Source organism: Neomesorhizobium albiziae (assembly GCF_900114255.1).
Classification (GTDB): domain Bacteria; phylum Pseudomonadota; class Alphaproteobacteria; order Rhizobiales; family Rhizobiaceae; genus Neomesorhizobium; species Neomesorhizobium albiziae.
Map to the genome: position 1 here is coordinate 411,584 of NZ_FOSL01000002.1, position 13,780 is coordinate 425,363.

Here is a 13,780-nt window from a genome sequence, read left to right on the forward strand (position 1 = left end):
GGAACCGCTCTAACAGGAGCTTTTGCGGCTGTCGACCATAACCGGCAAGGCGCAGGGCCGGAGCCGCCGCCATGCCTTGTGGTTCAGCCGCCCGCGCGTCAAATGTCGCTGCTTTCTGCAGCGACAGAAAAGGGAGTGCCCGGATTCGAATTTTCAGCTGCCAAGATAGAACCGCCAATAGTATTTAAGGAGTCAAATTGACCCCTGCAAAGTACTCGAATAAAATGAAAGAAAGGGGGAACTTTATTATGACCGCGCGTAATCGGACGATAGATGAGATGACTTGGTGGGAAAAGCACTCGGATGCAGTTGTTGTAGCGATCTTGGTTGCAGGAATTTGTGGAATAGGTGGATTGCTTTGGTCTATCAACAGTAGCGTTTCTGATCATGCGGCAAGATTGCGGATAGCTGAGCAACGGATGGAGAGAATTGCTAGTACATTGCCCGATTTACGAATTAGATTATCTGAAGAGGAAATCTCAAGAGAGTACAACGTAGCTTTGGTGCAGTACGGTAAAAGCTCAGAAAAATCTAAGGATGGGCGAGTATTTTTGATTAACATGAATACCAACGCCGTCGAATACTGGTCCCCACCGGATGTGGCCGACGCGCGCATAAACGCAGCATTCTCCTTTGCAGCGTCGGGTTCTTTCTCCGCGACCATGCAGTCGGCGAGGACATTCCAGGATTTGGAGAAAGCGAGAGCAGAAGCCGGTGTGGCGGACATATTTGTTCCCGCTATTCATATATCGAACAGCCATGTAGCGCAGGGAGATCCAGGTCAATTTGTTGGAACTTTAAATAATATGGGTTGGAGGCGAGAAGATTCCGTTTCGTTCCAGGATATAGGCGTTAGCCTTATGGGTGGAAGAACGAGCTTCGAAAATATCGTTGAGGTTACGAAGAAAGCATCAGCTAAAGTAAATTAGCAGGTTGGAATTATCTATCTCAGATTGAGATCAAACCCACTTTCGGCGACGATCCCGCCATTGACGATCAGCTCGACGCGGTGATGCCCCGCGTGATGTCTGCGCATGGTGAAGTCGCGAATGGTCCGGTCGGCGCTGCCGGCTTCCGGGGTTCACCGACCTTCAGACCGCATACAGCTCGATGGGCTTGTCGAAGCCTTTCAATTCGTAGTCGCGTCCCTCCCGGGAGGCTGTTTCACCGGGAGCCCGGTCGCAGACGGCCCTGGTAACGAGAATCCGACCGGCCGGTGCGACCGATTGGGCGCGTGATGCGGTGTTGACCACCGTGCCGATCGCTGTCAGGTCGCGGTGCGACCGGCCGAACTCCCCAAAGCTTGTCTCGCCGGTATCGATGCCGATGCCGACGCCTAGCTCACTCCCGTCCGCCTCCGCATGGTGCGGGAGATCGAACTCGCGGCCCAGATGGCTGCAGCGGCGCTGGATTTCGCGCGCCGTTCGCACCGCGCGTTGTGCATGATCGTCGTGGCGGATCGGAAAATTGAATATCGCCATGATCGCATCGCCCACGGTCTTGTTGAGCAGTCCGTCAAATTCCCAGATCGCCTCGGCGCATTCGTCGTAAAAGACATCGAGCAGCGACGAGACGGTGTCTGCCGGAAGCGATTGCGACAGCGTCGTGTAGCCCCTCAGATCGGCAAAAAGCACGGACACGTCGACGGTGATCTGGCGCGCCTTCATCACCCGTGTGAACATCAGCTCGCAGATCGTGCAGGTGTTCGGGTTCATCCGGCTGGGGCGTATGCCAAACGCCCGAAATGGAATGGAGGCTGGTCCGCGCAGCGGCACCGGCAGATGCATCTGCTGCCAGCAACCCTTGCAGATCATGGATCTTGGAAGCGACATCGCCCAATCTTTTGATGGCCGCGCCAATTGTAGCACAGCGGAGCTGGAGTTCGCTGCGAAAACGACCCTTGCGTCAGGCCAAAACTGTTCGCCGCCTCCGCAAGCAGCGATTATCGGTTGGAGGTTGTTCTAGGACGGCAATCCGGGATCGGTGTCGATCAGCGATTTGCGGTTGCCAATCCCGGCCCACCATGCTGCCAGCCGGGGATAGGAGGCAAGCGCGACGCGTCCGTCTTCTGCGGCGGTGAAATAGGCCATCATGGCGGCGAGATGGATGTCGGCGAGCGTCAATGTCCGTCCGACGAGGAACGGCCCGCCGGCAGCGAGCTCCTCCAGCGCGCCAAGCACCGTGTGCGATTTCGCGATGCCTTCGGCGATCACGCCTTCGTCTGGGATCGTACCGAGGGCGGCATTGAAGACGCGCGGCGAAAACACCTGGCGCACCATCGGCCAATAGCCATAGGAATCGGCAACCGCGATGATCTGGTTCATGCGCGCCCGCTCGCGCGGCGTTTCCGGCTGCAAGGCCTGTCCGGGAAAAACCTCGTCGACGTAACGGGTGATCGCCGCTGTTTCGTAGAGCACGAAATCGCCGTGCCTGAGGGTAGGCACCCTGCCGAACGGGTGCAGCGCGAGATAGTCGGCCGGTATGGTCTCGGCGAACGGGTCGATCTCGACATGGGTCCAGTCGACGCCCTTTTCGGCCAGTGTCATGCGGGCGATACGCAGATAGACGCTGTACCGGTAGCCGTAGAGCGCGACAGCTGCGGCCGCTTCAGCCAAGCGCCTTGCCTACATGTTCGCGGATTTCGGCCAGCGTGAACGGCTTCTGCACCACGTCGACGATGATGTCGCGCAAATCTTCCGCGCGCTCGCGCTGGTCGGCATAGCCGGTAATCAGAAGGATGCGCAGCCCCGGATAGGAGGATGCGGCGGACTTCGCCATCTCGATGCCGTCCATCTCGGGCATGCGGATATCCGAGACAACGAGGTCGAAACCGCCGCCAGAAGCCCGGATGCGGGCCAGGCCGGCTGCGCCGTCGCCGGCAACCTCGATCGCATGTCCGGCGCGTTCGAGCGCCCGGGCAGCAAGTGTACGTACGGACTCGTCGTCCTCAACAATCAGGATTTTTGCCATGGCCGGGATACTGGCGGCGAAGTCTTGACGATCCCTGAACGATGCCACTTTTTTCGAACCGGCTGGCCGGCTCAGGCGTCGCCCTTGACGATGCCGACGAACGGCAGTTCGCGGAAAGCGTGGGCGACGTCCATGCCATAGCCGACCACGAAATAGTCCGGGCATTCGAAGCCGACGAATTCGGCCGTGAGGTCAGTCTGGCGGCGGGTGTACTTGTCCAGCAGAACGGCGATGGAAACGCTTCTTGCGCCGCGCGACAGCATCAGCTCGCGGGTGAATTTCAGCGTCTTGCCCGATTCCAGGATGTCGTCGATCAGGAGAACGTCGCGGCCGGCCACCTCATTGTCGATGTCGCGCAGCACCCGCACCTCGCCGCTTGTCGTGCCGGCGCCGTAGCTGGAGATGAAGATGAACTCGACCTCGGGCGAAAGCCCGGTGTCGTGCATGGCGCGAATGAGGTCGGCGGCGAATATGAACGAGCCCTTGAGGATCGAGATGACCAGCAGGTCGTGGTAGTCGCGCCCGGCGATCTCCTTGGCCAGTTCAAGATTGCGGCGAGCGATCGCCGAAGCGCTGAACAGGACCTCGATGTCCTTGCCGCGAACCACAGGCATGGCGGTTTTCCCAGTCTTTAGCGGCCGAAAGTGACCGAAACGGATTTGACCCCGTTCTTAGGCACTGGCAGGCGGCTCGCAAAGGCGAATTTTTCGCCGGGCGCCACCGGACTGCCGGATGTCCCCAGATTGTAGCGCGTGGTGGCGCCGTCGTGGGCGACAACCTGGATGTTCATCGGCGGCATCGGCAACGGATCCGCGCCGTCATTGATCGCCTCGCCGTCAATATTGAGCATCGCGCGCTGGCCGGATGTATCGACGCGCGAGACGACCGAAGCGATGCGCAGCGGCTGCACCGCAGCCTGCATCGGGTTGAATGAACCCGCCGGCATCAACGCATGGCCGCCCGAAAACCAGAAAGCGGCAGCTACCAGGCCGAAACCGGCCATCCAGAACAGCGGCCCGCCGCGAGCCGAACCGAAAGGCGCCCGCGCCGGCCGCTCACTGCGCAGCATGTGCATGCCGCCCGCCGCGGAAGCTTCCGCCCGCGCTGGCGTTGCGGGCGTAGCGACTGCCGCTGCGTCGGCGGTTCGGCCAAGTGTTACGAATTCGGCGTCGACAAAGTCGAAATGCGGTTCGCGGCACGGCAAAGCGTCCCCGGCAGGCGCCGCGGCCATGATTTCGCCGGAAACCAAGCGTGCGTTGCGCGCCTCAGCCATGCGGGCCGAACATCCTTTCGAATTCCCGCTTTCGGGGGTAAACCGAAATGGTTAATGCTTCGCCACCGAAAGCCTCTTCCGGCATGGCGGAGCAAGAAAAATTAACCGGCGATTAACCATGCCGACCCGATGGTCGTTTCCCAGGAAACGGTCGCTAATCGCAGCCCCGAACGTCCCAACGAGCACAGTGTGATCCGCTTCGAAAATGTCGGCCTAAGGTATGGAATGGGTCCGGAGATCCTCCGCGACATCTCGCTTCAAATTCCGGACCGGTCGTTCCAATTCCTCAGCGGCCCTTCGGGCGCCGGCAAGACGACGTTGCTCAGGCTGCTGTTTCTGTCTCTGAAGCCCACGCGCGGGCTGATCACCGTTTTCGGCAAGGACCGCTCGCGTATCTCGCGCCAGGACCTGCCGCTGATCCGGCGGCGAATCGGCGTGGTGTTCCAGGATTTTCGCCTGCTCGACCACATGACCACCTATGAGAACGTCGCGCTGCCGCTGCGGGTGCGTGGGCGCGAGGAGGCAAGCTACCGCAACGACGTCACCGAGCTTCTGAAATGGGTGGGGCTCGGCGAACGCATGCATGTGCTGCCCCCGGTGCTTTCGGGCGGCGAGAAGCAGCGCGCGGCGATTGCTCGGGCGCTGATCGAGCAGCCGGAGATCCTGCTGGCGGACGAGCCGACGGGCAATGTCGATCCGCCTCTGGCAAGGCGCCTGCTGCGGCTGTTCATCGAACTCAACCGGCTGGGCACGGCTGTCGTCATCGCCACGCACGATCTCGGCCTGATGGAGCAGGTCGATGCGCGGCGGATGATCATCTCGGGCGGCAGGCTCGACATCTATGACTGAGCTTCCCGAAGAAATCGGCTCGGCCAGGGACGCAAGCGGCGGCCAGCAGCGCGCGCAACGCAAGACGGCGCCCATCGTGCCCGAACGCAACGTCGTCGGCAACGCGCTGGTGTTCGTCATCGCCATCATGACCTTCCTGTCCTGCCTCACCCTCGGCGCGGTGACCTTGGTGCGCGACACCGCCTCGGTGTGGGAAAACCAGATCGCCCGAGAGGCGACGATCCAGATCAAACCGGTCGACGGGCTGGACATGGAAGCCGCACTCGAAAGTGCTGCCCGCATCGCCACCGGCTTCGCCGGCGTCACCGGCGCGCGCATCGTCGACCGCCAGGCGACGGCGCGGTTGCTGGAGCCCTGGCTGGGCACCGGCCTGAATATCGACGAACTGCCGGTGCCACGTCTGGTGATCGTCACCATAGACCAGGCGAGCCCGCCCGATTTCGCCGCAATGCGTGCGATGATCGCGCCGGAACTGCCGAGCGCCTCGCTGGACGACCACCGTACCTGGGTCGACCGGCTGGTGGCGATGGCGCACACCACGGTAACCATCGGCGTGACAGTGCTGGTGCTGATGCTGTCGGCGACCGTGCTGTCGGTGGTGTTCGCCACGCGCGGCGCCATGGCCGGCAACGGCCACATCATCGAAGTCCTGCATTTCGTCGGCGCCGAAGCGGGTTTCATCGCGCGCGAGTTCCGCCAGCATTTCCTCCTGACAGGCATGAAGGGGGCGGCCGCCGGCGGCGTTGCCGCGATCATCGTGTTCATCGCCTTCTCGTTCTGGTCATCGATGAACATGGCCACGCCGGAGGCGGACCAGGCGACCGCGCTGTTCGGCAATTTCGCCATCGGCGCGGCAGGCTATCTCGGCTGCGCCCTGATCGTGATCGTCATTGCAGCGCTCACCGCCGCCACGTCGCATATGACCGTGGTGTCATATCTGGCGGAGATCGACATGCGTCATCCGGACGGAGGATGAGTGGATTGTTATATCACGAATCCGTAATATACGTCACAATATGTGAGGAGAGTAACCCAAACTGCTTGCCAATTATTGGTGATTTGAGGATATCCATAATCCATGAACGGGCATGAGCCGCCGGAACTGATTCTGAGCAGGCCTTTGGGCGCAGCGGGAGCGAAAGCCAGCAGCCCGCGTTCGACCATATTGTCCGCGCTCAGATATCCCGCCATTTCCGTCCTCGTCGCGGGCGCGCTTTTCGCCATCGGTTTCGGCTGGTTCGCCAATCATGTCAGCCATCTCACGGCGCCCAAGAACCCCGGGGTGGCCGACGCGATCATCGTCCTGACCGGCGGCCAGGCCCGGCTGAACGCCGCGCTCGACCTCCTGAAATCCGGTAAGGGGCAAAGGCTGCTGATCAGCGGCGTCAACCCGCGCGCCGACCTCGACGACCTGCGGGCCGCCACCGGTGGCGACAAGACGCTGTTCAACTGCTGCGTCGACATCGACCACGCGGCGCTCGACACCATCGGCAACGCCGAGGAAAGCGCCAAATGGGTGGAGAGCCACGCCTACCAGAGCGTCATTCTCGTCACCAACAATTATCATATGCCCCGCAGCCTGCTCGAAATGGGCCGCCTTCTGGGCGAAGCCGAACTGCGGCCCTATCCGGTGGTCAACACCAAGCTTGACGAAGGCGCGTGGATGACCAAGCCGGCGGCGCTGCGCGTGCTGTTCACCGAATACACCAAATATCTCGCCTCGCTGGCGCGTGGCGTGATGACCACACGCGGCCTGCCGCAGGATATCGCGCTGGTGAACGCGTCTCCCGTTTCCGAATGACATCTCGCGCCTGACGCCGGTTTCTCGCCGGTTTTCCTTTCGCGCGGCTTGGTGTAACCACATCCGGCACATCTCTCGTCAGGCACCTCATGCTCGTTCTCCGTTCGCTGGCGTTCAACGTCGCCTTCTACGTCAATCTGATCGTCCAGATGATATTGTGGACGCCGTATTACTTTCTGGCGCCGCGCCTCCGGGCGTGGTTCGTGCCGAAATTCTGGGCGGCGAGCAGCCTGTGGCTGCAGGAGAAGATCGCCGGCACCAGAAGCGAGATCACCGGGCAGGAGAACCTCCCGCTGGGTTCCTACATCCTGGCGCCGAAACACCAGTCGTTCTGGGATACCATCGCCTTCCTTCCCGACATTCCCGATGCGCTTTACATCCTGAAACGCGAGCTGATGTGGATTCCGTTCTTCGGCTGGTACATCGCCAAGATGCGGATGATCCCGGTGCACCGCGGCAGCCGCTCCAAGGCGCTGAAGAAGGCGGTCGCGGCGACCAAGGCCGAGCTGGAGAGGAACAGCCGGCAACTGATCATCTATCCCGAGGGCACCAGGCGCGCGCCGGGCGACGAGCCGAACTACAAATACGGCATCGTCGAACTTTATGCGCAGCTCGGCGTGCCCGTCGTGCCGGTCGCCCACGTCGCCGGGCTCTACTGGCCGCGACGCAAATTCCTGCGCTTTCCCGGCGTCATCAAGGCGCGCTACCTGCCGCCGATCCCGTCGGGCCTGGACAAGGAAGAGTTCATGCAGCGGCTGGTCCGCGAAACCGAGGCTGCCTGCGACCAGTACCTGGTCGAAGCCGCCACCGGGCCCAACCCGCCGGCCCTGCCGCCGACGGCGGTGAAGAGGTTGCAGGAGCTGGGCGTGGCCGTGCAGGGTTGATCCTTCTACGGCCCGGCCATCCGCCGCTCATGTTCGATGAGCCAGTGCTTGCGCCATAGCCCGCCACCATAACCGGTCAGTTCGCCGCCGGCGCCGACGACGCGGTGGCAAGGGATGACGATGGCGATCGGATTGGCGCCGTTGGCGTGGCCGACAGCCCGCACCGCGGCCGGATTGCCCATGCCGGCGGCGAGCCCCGAATAGCTGGCGGTTTCGCCTGCAGGTATTTTCCGCAGCGCCTCCCAGACCTGCCGTTCGAACGGCGTGCCCAGCGGCGCCAACCGGATTTCGAAGACTGAGGAGTTTCCCGCAAAGTAAGCCGAGAGTTCGGTCTCGATCCGGTCGATCACCTCTGTTCTTCCGAAAACGATCGCCGAGCCGGTCGCCTTGCGCAGTTTCTTGACTTCCGTGGCCAGCGCCTTGCGCTCCAGGAACTCAAGAATGTGCAGCGCATGGGCGTCGGCGACGGCGATCATCGGGCCGATCGGCGTCTCGATGAAATCGGCCTTGAGCATGGTCTTGCCGCGCAGGTTTGGCGGCGTTTCTTCGAGGAGTTGTGCAACCGCGGTGCGGTGGGCTGCGTCGTGAAGAATATCGTCGTTGGGGCGTTGGAAAAGCATGGGCCAACCTTATCGCGTACCGTGGCTCGCCGCCGCCGAAAAACGTGCGTCGAACTTTCACTACTGACATAGGACCCGGCTCCTTGCGGCGACACCCGATTCAGGCCGCAACCAGTTCGGCCACCTTCTCCAGCCAGTGGTCGCGGATGCCGAGCGCCTTGAGGTGCTCGACCGTGTTGCGGACGTAATCCTCATTGGCGCCGGATTGCCCGACAGCGCCGATAACCACCCTTGCTGCTTCGGCTTCGTCGAGGCCACCGGCATATTGAGGATGCGCACGGTCGACGATGTAGCAGAGCGCTGGCACAGTCTCGCCGGTGTCGAGCCTTACGGAGAACGTCCGCTCCAGATAGACATTGGTGACCAGTTCCCGCTCGCGCAGGTAAGCCACGACCTCGTCGCGCAACTCTCCCGGAATCCGGAAGGCCAGCCCGACGCAGGAGCCGCCACGGTCGAGGCCAAGCACCAGGCCGGGCCGCTGCTGGGTGCCGCGATGAACCCAGGAATACACGCAGAGAGCCCGGCGGAAGCCGTGCAGGCGGGCGCGATGCGTCTCGGTATGCGCAAAGCCCGGCCGCCAGATCAGCGAACCGTAGCCAAAAACCCAAAAATCGCCCATATCGCCAAGCCTGATTGCAAACAACGGCAGTGCTTGCCGATCCCACAGCGCGGAATGTCCGTCCCGCCGCCCCAGCGTTAACGAGAGCCCCATCATGTCGTCAAGCGAAGCGAAGCCGACCTACAGCCGCCGGTTCATGTGGCTGGCGATTTTCATCGTGCTCTTGATCGGCGCTTATACCGCCGGCTGGTTCTATCTGGCCGGCAAGGTGACCGAGCGGGTCAACGCCACGCTCGCCCTCGTCAATCGCGACGGCGTCACCGCCGAATGCGCCAATCCCGTGGTGCGCGGCTATCCCTTCCGGCTCGAACTCTCCTGCGACAGCCTGGGTTACGAGGATACCGGCCGCAACATCGTCGCCACCGTAGGCAGCCTCAGCACGGCAGCGCAGGTCTACCAGCCGATGCGTGTCGTCGCCGAACTCGACGGCCCGCTGCGGGCGGCCCTGCCCGGCTTGCCGCAACTGTGGCTCGACTGGGACAACCTGCGCGCCAGCGCTCGCCTGGCCAGGCCGCTGCCGCAGATACTGTCGGTGGAGGCGGGCGGGTTTTCCGGCCAGACCGACCCGGACGAAGGCGACCCGGTGATGCTGTTCAGCGCCGAAAAGGTCGAGGGGCATCTCAGGCCCAACGGCGCCGACCTCGACGGGGCCGGCAGCTTTGCCGGGCTGGAGATCGATGCGGCGGCCGTCGGCGGGCGCACGATCCCGGTGCTCAACGGCTCCGGCGACGCGACGCTGGCGAACGGCGTCGCGTTCGTGCTGAGCAGGGCGGCGAGCCTGCGCGGCCAGTCCGGCACGATCCGCAGCCTCGACCTGTCGACCGGCCCGAACACCGGCGTTTCGCTCAGCGGGACATTTTCGGTCGGCGCGGACGGATTGCTCGACGCCGACCTCAAGGTCGGCATACGCGACCCGAAAGGCGTGGCGGCGGCCCTTTCCACCGCCTTCCCGGAAGCCGCCAAGCAGATTAACAACGGCTTTGCCGGGCTTGCGCTGCTTGGCGATGCGTCGTCCATGCCCCTGAAAATCGTCAGGGGCAAGGCGATGCTTGGCTTCATCCCGCTCGCGGAAATACCGCCGCTGTCATGACTTGGCGGCGGGCATCACGGCGCCCGGATGCTCGACGACCTGGCGGCCGAAATCCGGCACGTCGATTTCCTGGCCCGCGTCGATGATCGAGCGCCGCACGGCGCGCGTACGGGTGAACATGTCGAACAGCTTTTCGCCGTCACCCCAGCGGATCGCCCGCTGCAGCGAGGCAAGATCCTCGGAAAAGCGCGCCAGCATTTCGAGGATGGCGTCCTTGTTGTGCAGGCAGACGTCGCGCCACATGGTCGGGTCGGATGCGGCGAGGCGGGTGAAATCGCGGAAACCCGAGGCCGAATATTTGATCACTTCCGACTTCGTCACCGTCTCCAGATCGTCGGCCGTGCCGACGATGTTGTAGGCGATGATGTGCGGCAGGTGCGAGACGATGGCCAGCACCATGTCGTGATGGTCGGCGTCCATGGTGTCGATGTTGGCGCCGCAACGGCGCCAGAATTCCGAAAGGCGCTCCAGCGCTTGCGGATCGGTGTCGGGCAGCGGCGTGAAGATGCACCAGCGGTTTTCGAACAGATCGGCAAAGCCGGCGTCCGGGCCGGATTTTTCCGTGCCGGCAAGCGGATGGCCGGGAATGAAATGCACATTGCCGGGCAGCAGCGGCTGCATCTGCGCGATCACCGAGCGCTTGGTCGAGCCGACATCGGTGACGATGGCGCCGGGCTTCAGCGCCGGCGCGATCTCGGCGGCCACGGCTCCGGAAGAGCCGACCGGCACCGAGACGATGACCAGGTCGGCATTCGCGACCGCGGTTGCGGCTTCCGTGGAGTAGCTGTCGCCGAGGCCGAGTTCTTCAGCGCGCGCCAGCGTGGCCGGGCTGCGCGTAGCGATGGCGATTTCCCCAGCAAGGCGTTCGCGGCGGATGACCCGGGCCAGCGACGAGCCGATCAGGCCGATGCCGACAAGGGCAATTTTTTCAAAGAGAGGTGCGGACATGTTCAGTCTTTCAGGAATTGGGTGAGAGCGGCGACAACGCCGCGATTGGCTTCTTCGGTTCCGACCGTCATCCGCAGCGCGTTGGGAAAACCGTAGCCGGCAACGCGCCGCAGGATATAGCCCTGAGCCGAAAGATACGCGTCCGCCGCGGCGGCCGAGTGCCTCTCACCTTCCGGAAAGTGAATGAGAATGAAATTGCCGACGCTGGGCGTCACGCGAAGGCCGATCTTCGTCAGCTCTTCCGACAGCCACGGCAGCCATCGCTCGTTGTGGGCGACGGTGCGCTCGACATGCGCGCGGTCGCGCAGCGCCGCCACGCCGGCCTCGATGGCCACCGCGTTGACGTTGAACGGGCCACGCATGCGCTCCATCGCGTCGATGATGTGGGCCGGCGCATACATCCAGCCGATGCGCGCGCCGCCGAGACCGTGGATCTTGGAGAAGGTGCGGGTCATCACGACATTCTGGTTGCCGGCGACCAGTTCCACGCCGGCCTCGTAGTCGTTGCGGCGCACATATTCGGCGTACGCTGCGTCGAGCACCAGGAGAACATGCCCCGGCAGGCCAGCGTGCAGCCGGCGCACCTCCTCGAACGGCATGTAGGTGCCGGTCGGGTTGTTGGGGTTGGCGAGGAAGACGATCTTGGTCCTGTCCGAAACCGCAGCGAGGATCGCGTCCGCATCGGCCCTCTCGTCTGTCTCTTTCGCCACCACGGGAACGGCGCCCGCGGCGCGGATGTAGCTCTGGTAAACCAGGAAGCCGTGTTCGGTGTAGATGCCCTCGTCGCCCGGTTCGAGATAGGTCTGGGCAAGCAGCCCGATGATCTCGTCGGAGCCGTTGGAGCAGACGATATTGGCAGGGTTCAGCCCGTGCGCCTCGGCGATCGCCTGGCGCAGGCGCATCGCCGAGCCGTCGGGGTAGTATTCCAGCCGGCCGGCGATGTCGCGCACCGCCTCGATGGCCGCCGGCGATGCGCCGAGCGGGTTCTCGTTGGACGACAGCTTGTGAACCTTGGCGACACCCGCCGGTGCGGTGCTCTTGCCCGGCACATAGGCTGTGATGTCCATGATGCCGGCGCGAGGCCGTGGACGTATCTGATCCGGTGCCTGGTTCATCAGCGAAATCCGTCAAAAATGCCCCGAAACCGGGGCCGCAGCGGAAATACAAGCCAAGCCGGCGAATGTCGAGGGAAAGCTTTCCCATTGACGCCGCGCGTGGCGCAATCTAAGACCAATCATCGTCGTGGTGATTTGGCCGGTCGGCTTGCAGCCACGTTAAACAACTTGCTAAAGGGCCGCTCGCAACAAATCCCGTTGGGACCGGCCGCGATTTTCGCCGCCGGTCTTTTTGTTTTGGAGTTTGCGCAGTGCCCATCAAAATTCCCGACCAGCTCCCCGCCCGCGACGTGCTCGTGCGCGAGGGCGTGTCCGTGATGGACGAACGGACGGCGCTGCGCCAGGACGTCAGGCCGCTGCAGATCGGGCTTCTGAACCTGATGCCCAACAAGATCCGCACGGAGACACAGTTCGCCCGGTTGATCGGCGCCTCGCCGCTTCAGGTGGAAATGACGCTGGTGCGCATCGGCAACCACAAGGCCAAGAACACGCCGGAGGACCATCTCATCACCTTCTACCAGACCTGGGAGGAGGTGGCGGAGCGCAAGTTCGACGGCTTCATCGTCACCGGCGCCCCGATCGAACTCCTGCCGTTCGAGGAGGTCACCTACTGGGACGAGCTGACGCGCATTCTCGACTGGACCACAACGCACGTCCATTCCAGCTTCTTCATCTGCTGGGGGGCGATGGCCGCCGCGCGGCATTTCCACGGCATTCCGAAATACACGCTTGGGAAAAAGGCGTTCGGCGTCTTCCGCCACGTCAACAACGCTCCGACGTCGCCCTACCTTGCCGGCTTCTCGGACGACTTCGCCATTCCCGTCTCGCGCTGGACGGAGGTCCGCACCGCCGACATTCCGGGCGACTCCGGCCTGGAGCTGCTGATGGAATCGGATGTTACCGGACCCTGCATGCTGTCCGAGGCGGCCGGCAACCGGCTCTATATGTTCAACCACATCGAATACGACTCCACATCGCTCAAGGAAGAGTTCGATCGCGACAGGGCCACCGGCGTGCCGATCGAGGTGCCGCACGAATATTTCCCGGAAGACGATCCGACGCGCCGGCCGCTCAACCGCTGGCGCTCGCACGCCCATTTGCTGTTCGGCAACTGGATCAACCAGGTCTACCAGACCACGCCCTACGAGCTGAAGGAGATTGGCGCGGTCCGGCAACCCGCAATGTCGTAAGCCGCCTTCTGGCCGTGATCGACCGGGGGCGTTCTCTCACAGCTACGTATATTAGCGGGAAACGCCGATCACAGCCCTGTCACGCCACAATTGGTTCTTGTGCTCAGCGGAGGCAGCAATGAACCAAATCCTTATCAGTCATTACTCCCCCTGGAGTCCCACAGAGGTCAAGGAACTGAAGTGCCTTGCGGCGGCGCGGATGCCCGTCGGGGCAATTGCCAACAAGCTTGGGCGCACGCCGCCGGCCATACGCGCCAAGGCCCGCCTGGAACGCATCACCCTCTTCGACGACCACGGCATCCGGCCGTCCAGCAGGACGGAGAACAGATCATCGTTCTGATCTGAGGCGCAACAACATAGCGGGCCGACCGCCGTCATCGAAATCCATCGTCGCAAGACCGCGGATCGCCCTTCGGTCTTG

General features: G+C 63.0%; 16 protein-coding genes, 1 pseudogene and 1 riboswitch. Of the genes and pseudogenes, 8 read left to right on the top strand and 9 right to left on the bottom strand.

The window, feature by feature from the left end:
* Positions 1–197: 197 nt before the first annotated feature.
* Positions 198–929 carry a hypothetical protein gene (locus tag F3H98_RS05565; protein WP_149759116.1) on the top strand — a complete coding sequence of 244 codons (732 nt, stop codon included), beginning with the start codon at positions 198–200 and terminating at the stop codon, positions 927–929.
* 162 nt (positions 930–1,091) lie between these two features.
* Here the strand turns inward: F3H98_RS05565 and F3H98_RS05570 are convergent, their stop codons facing one another.
* The 5 genes from F3H98_RS05570 to F3H98_RS05590 all read right to left on the bottom strand — a co-directional run bounded on the left by F3H98_RS05570 (position 1,092) and on the right by F3H98_RS05590 (position 4,243).
* Complete coding sequence (locus F3H98_RS05570) at positions 1,092–1,832, bottom strand: adenylate/guanylate cyclase domain-containing protein (protein WP_188130336.1); 741 nt, start codon at positions 1,830–1,832, stop codon at positions 1,092–1,094.
* A gap of 129 nt (positions 1,833–1,961) precedes the next feature.
* A complete protein-coding gene (locus F3H98_RS05575) occupies positions 1,962–2,615 on the bottom strand; it encodes a glutathione S-transferase family protein (protein WP_244621612.1) in 654 nt (217 codons plus the stop codon).
* Positions 2,608–2,970: a response regulator gene (locus F3H98_RS05580; RefSeq protein ID WP_188130337.1), complete on the bottom strand. Its 363-nt coding sequence runs from the start codon at positions 2,968–2,970 to the stop codon at positions 2,608–2,610. Before F3H98_RS05580 ends, F3H98_RS05575 begins: the two co-directional genes overlap by 8 nt.
* A 71-nt stretch (positions 2,971–3,041) precedes the next feature.
* Positions 3,042–3,584, bottom strand: coding sequence for a hypoxanthine phosphoribosyltransferase (gene hpt, locus F3H98_RS05585; RefSeq protein WP_149759117.1), 543 nt, complete (start codon positions 3,582–3,584; stop codon positions 3,042–3,044).
* Positions 3,585–3,601: 17 nt separating this feature from the next.
* On the bottom strand, positions 3,602–4,243 hold the full coding sequence (locus F3H98_RS05590) for a hypothetical protein (protein ID WP_149759118.1): 642 nt from the start codon (positions 4,241–4,243) through the stop codon (positions 3,602–3,604).
* A 189-nt stretch (positions 4,244–4,432) separates the two neighbouring features.
* Between F3H98_RS05590 and ftsE the strand changes: the two genes are divergently transcribed.
* From ftsE to F3H98_RS05610, 4 genes are all read left to right on the top strand, one after another.
* On the top strand, positions 4,433–5,092 hold the full coding sequence (ftsE, locus tag F3H98_RS05595) for a cell division ATP-binding protein FtsE (protein ID WP_149759119.1): 660 nt from the start codon (positions 4,433–4,435) through the stop codon (positions 5,090–5,092).
* Positions 5,085–6,068: a cell division protein FtsX gene (locus F3H98_RS05600; protein ID WP_149759120.1), complete on the top strand. Its 984-nt coding sequence runs from the start codon at positions 5,085–5,087 to the stop codon at positions 6,066–6,068. The genes ftsE and F3H98_RS05600 overlap by 8 nt, the downstream gene beginning before the upstream one ends.
* A 102-nt stretch (positions 6,069–6,170) precedes the next feature.
* Positions 6,171–6,893 carry a YdcF family protein gene (locus F3H98_RS05605; RefSeq protein ID WP_149759121.1) on the top strand — a complete coding sequence of 241 codons (723 nt, stop codon included), beginning with the start codon at positions 6,171–6,173 and terminating at the stop codon, positions 6,891–6,893.
* A gap of 89 nt (positions 6,894–6,982) precedes the next feature.
* Entirely contained in the window at positions 6,983–7,777 is a 795-nt protein-coding gene (locus tag F3H98_RS05610; protein ID WP_149759122.1) for a lysophospholipid acyltransferase family protein, read from the top strand.
* Between the two features lie 5 nt (positions 7,778–7,782).
* On the opposite strand, the pseudogene F3H98_RS05615 reads toward F3H98_RS05610, so the two are convergent.
* Both F3H98_RS05615 and F3H98_RS05620 read right to left on the bottom strand, forming a co-directional pair.
* Positions 7,783–8,349 (bottom strand): annotated as a pseudogene (locus tag F3H98_RS05615) (methylated-DNA--[protein]-cysteine S-methyltransferase); the annotation flags it as partial.
* Positions 8,350–8,497: 148 nt separating this feature from the next.
* The gene (locus F3H98_RS05620) at positions 8,498–9,016 is read right to left on the bottom strand and encodes a gamma-glutamylcyclotransferase (RefSeq protein ID WP_149759124.1); all 519 of its coding nucleotides are present in this window, start codon (positions 9,014–9,016) and stop codon (positions 8,498–8,500) included.
* Between the two features lie 94 nt (positions 9,017–9,110).
* Here F3H98_RS05620 and F3H98_RS05625 point away from each other — a divergent pair, with 94 nt between their 5' ends.
* Positions 9,111–10,106 carry a DUF2125 domain-containing protein gene (locus F3H98_RS05625; RefSeq protein WP_342211601.1) on the top strand — a complete coding sequence of 332 codons (996 nt, stop codon included), beginning with the start codon at positions 9,111–9,113 and terminating at the stop codon, positions 10,104–10,106.
* Here F3H98_RS05625 and F3H98_RS05630 read toward each other — a convergent pair.
* Positions 10,101–11,054, bottom strand: a complete 954-nt coding sequence (locus F3H98_RS05630) for a prephenate/arogenate dehydrogenase family protein (protein WP_149759126.1) — start codon at positions 11,052–11,054, stop codon at positions 10,101–10,103. The two genes, F3H98_RS05625 and F3H98_RS05630, sit on opposite strands and share 6 nt — an antisense overlap.
* 2 nt (positions 11,055–11,056) lie before the next feature.
* On the bottom strand, positions 11,057–12,169 hold the full coding sequence (gene hisC / locus F3H98_RS05635; protein WP_149759127.1) for a histidinol-phosphate transaminase: 1,113 nt from the start codon (positions 12,167–12,169) through the stop codon (positions 11,057–11,059).
* Positions 12,170–12,286: 117 nt separating this feature from the next.
* Positions 12,287–12,364, top strand: a riboswitch (SAM riboswitch).
* Positions 12,365–12,420: 56 nt separating this feature from the next.
* Between hisC and F3H98_RS05640 the strand changes: the two genes are divergently transcribed.
* Entirely contained in the window at positions 12,421–13,359 is a 939-nt protein-coding gene (locus tag F3H98_RS05640) for a homoserine O-succinyltransferase (protein ID WP_149759128.1), read from the top strand.
* A 118-nt stretch (positions 13,360–13,477) separates the two neighbouring features.
* Entirely contained in the window at positions 13,478–13,699 is a 222-nt protein-coding gene (locus F3H98_RS05645; protein WP_149759129.1) for a hypothetical protein, read from the top strand.
* Positions 13,700–13,780: the final 81 nt, after the last annotated feature.

Coding starts and splice junctions, on each gene's coding strand:
- F3H98_RS05570 (WP_188130336.1), bottom strand. CDS start 1,832: ATGTCGCTTCCAAGATCCATGATCTGCAAGGGTTGCTGGCAGCAGATG.
- F3H98_RS05580 (WP_188130337.1), bottom strand. CDS start 2,970: ATGGCAAAAATCCTGATTGTTGAGGACGACGAGTCCGTACGTACACTT.
- hpt (WP_149759117.1), bottom strand. CDS start 3,584: ATGCCTGTGGTTCGCGGCAAGGACATCGAGGTCCTGTTCAGCGCTTCG.
- F3H98_RS05590 (WP_149759118.1), bottom strand. CDS start 4,243: ATGGCTGAGGCGCGCAACGCACGCTTGGTTTCCGGCGAAATCATGGCC.
- F3H98_RS05600 (WP_149759120.1), top strand. CDS start 5,085: ATGACTGAGCTTCCCGAAGAAATCGGCTCGGCCAGGGACGCAAGCGGC.
- F3H98_RS05605 (WP_149759121.1), top strand. CDS start 6,171: ATGAACGGGCATGAGCCGCCGGAACTGATTCTGAGCAGGCCTTTGGGC.
- F3H98_RS05610 (WP_149759122.1), top strand. CDS start 6,983: ATGCTCGTTCTCCGTTCGCTGGCGTTCAACGTCGCCTTCTACGTCAAT.
- F3H98_RS05620 (WP_149759124.1), bottom strand. CDS start 9,016: ATGGGCGATTTTTGGGTTTTTGGCTACGGTTCGCTGATCTGGCGGCCG.
- F3H98_RS05625 (WP_342211601.1), top strand. CDS start 9,111: ATGTCGTCAAGCGAAGCGAAGCCGACCTACAGCCGCCGGTTCATGTGG.
- F3H98_RS05630 (WP_149759126.1), bottom strand. CDS start 11,054: ATGTCCGCACCTCTCTTTGAAAAAATTGCCCTTGTCGGCATCGGCCTG.
- hisC (WP_149759127.1), bottom strand. CDS start 12,169: ATGAACCAGGCACCGGATCAGATACGTCCACGGCCTCGCGCCGGCATC.
- F3H98_RS05645 (WP_149759129.1), top strand. CDS start 13,478: ATGAACCAAATCCTTATCAGTCATTACTCCCCCTGGAGTCCCACAGAG.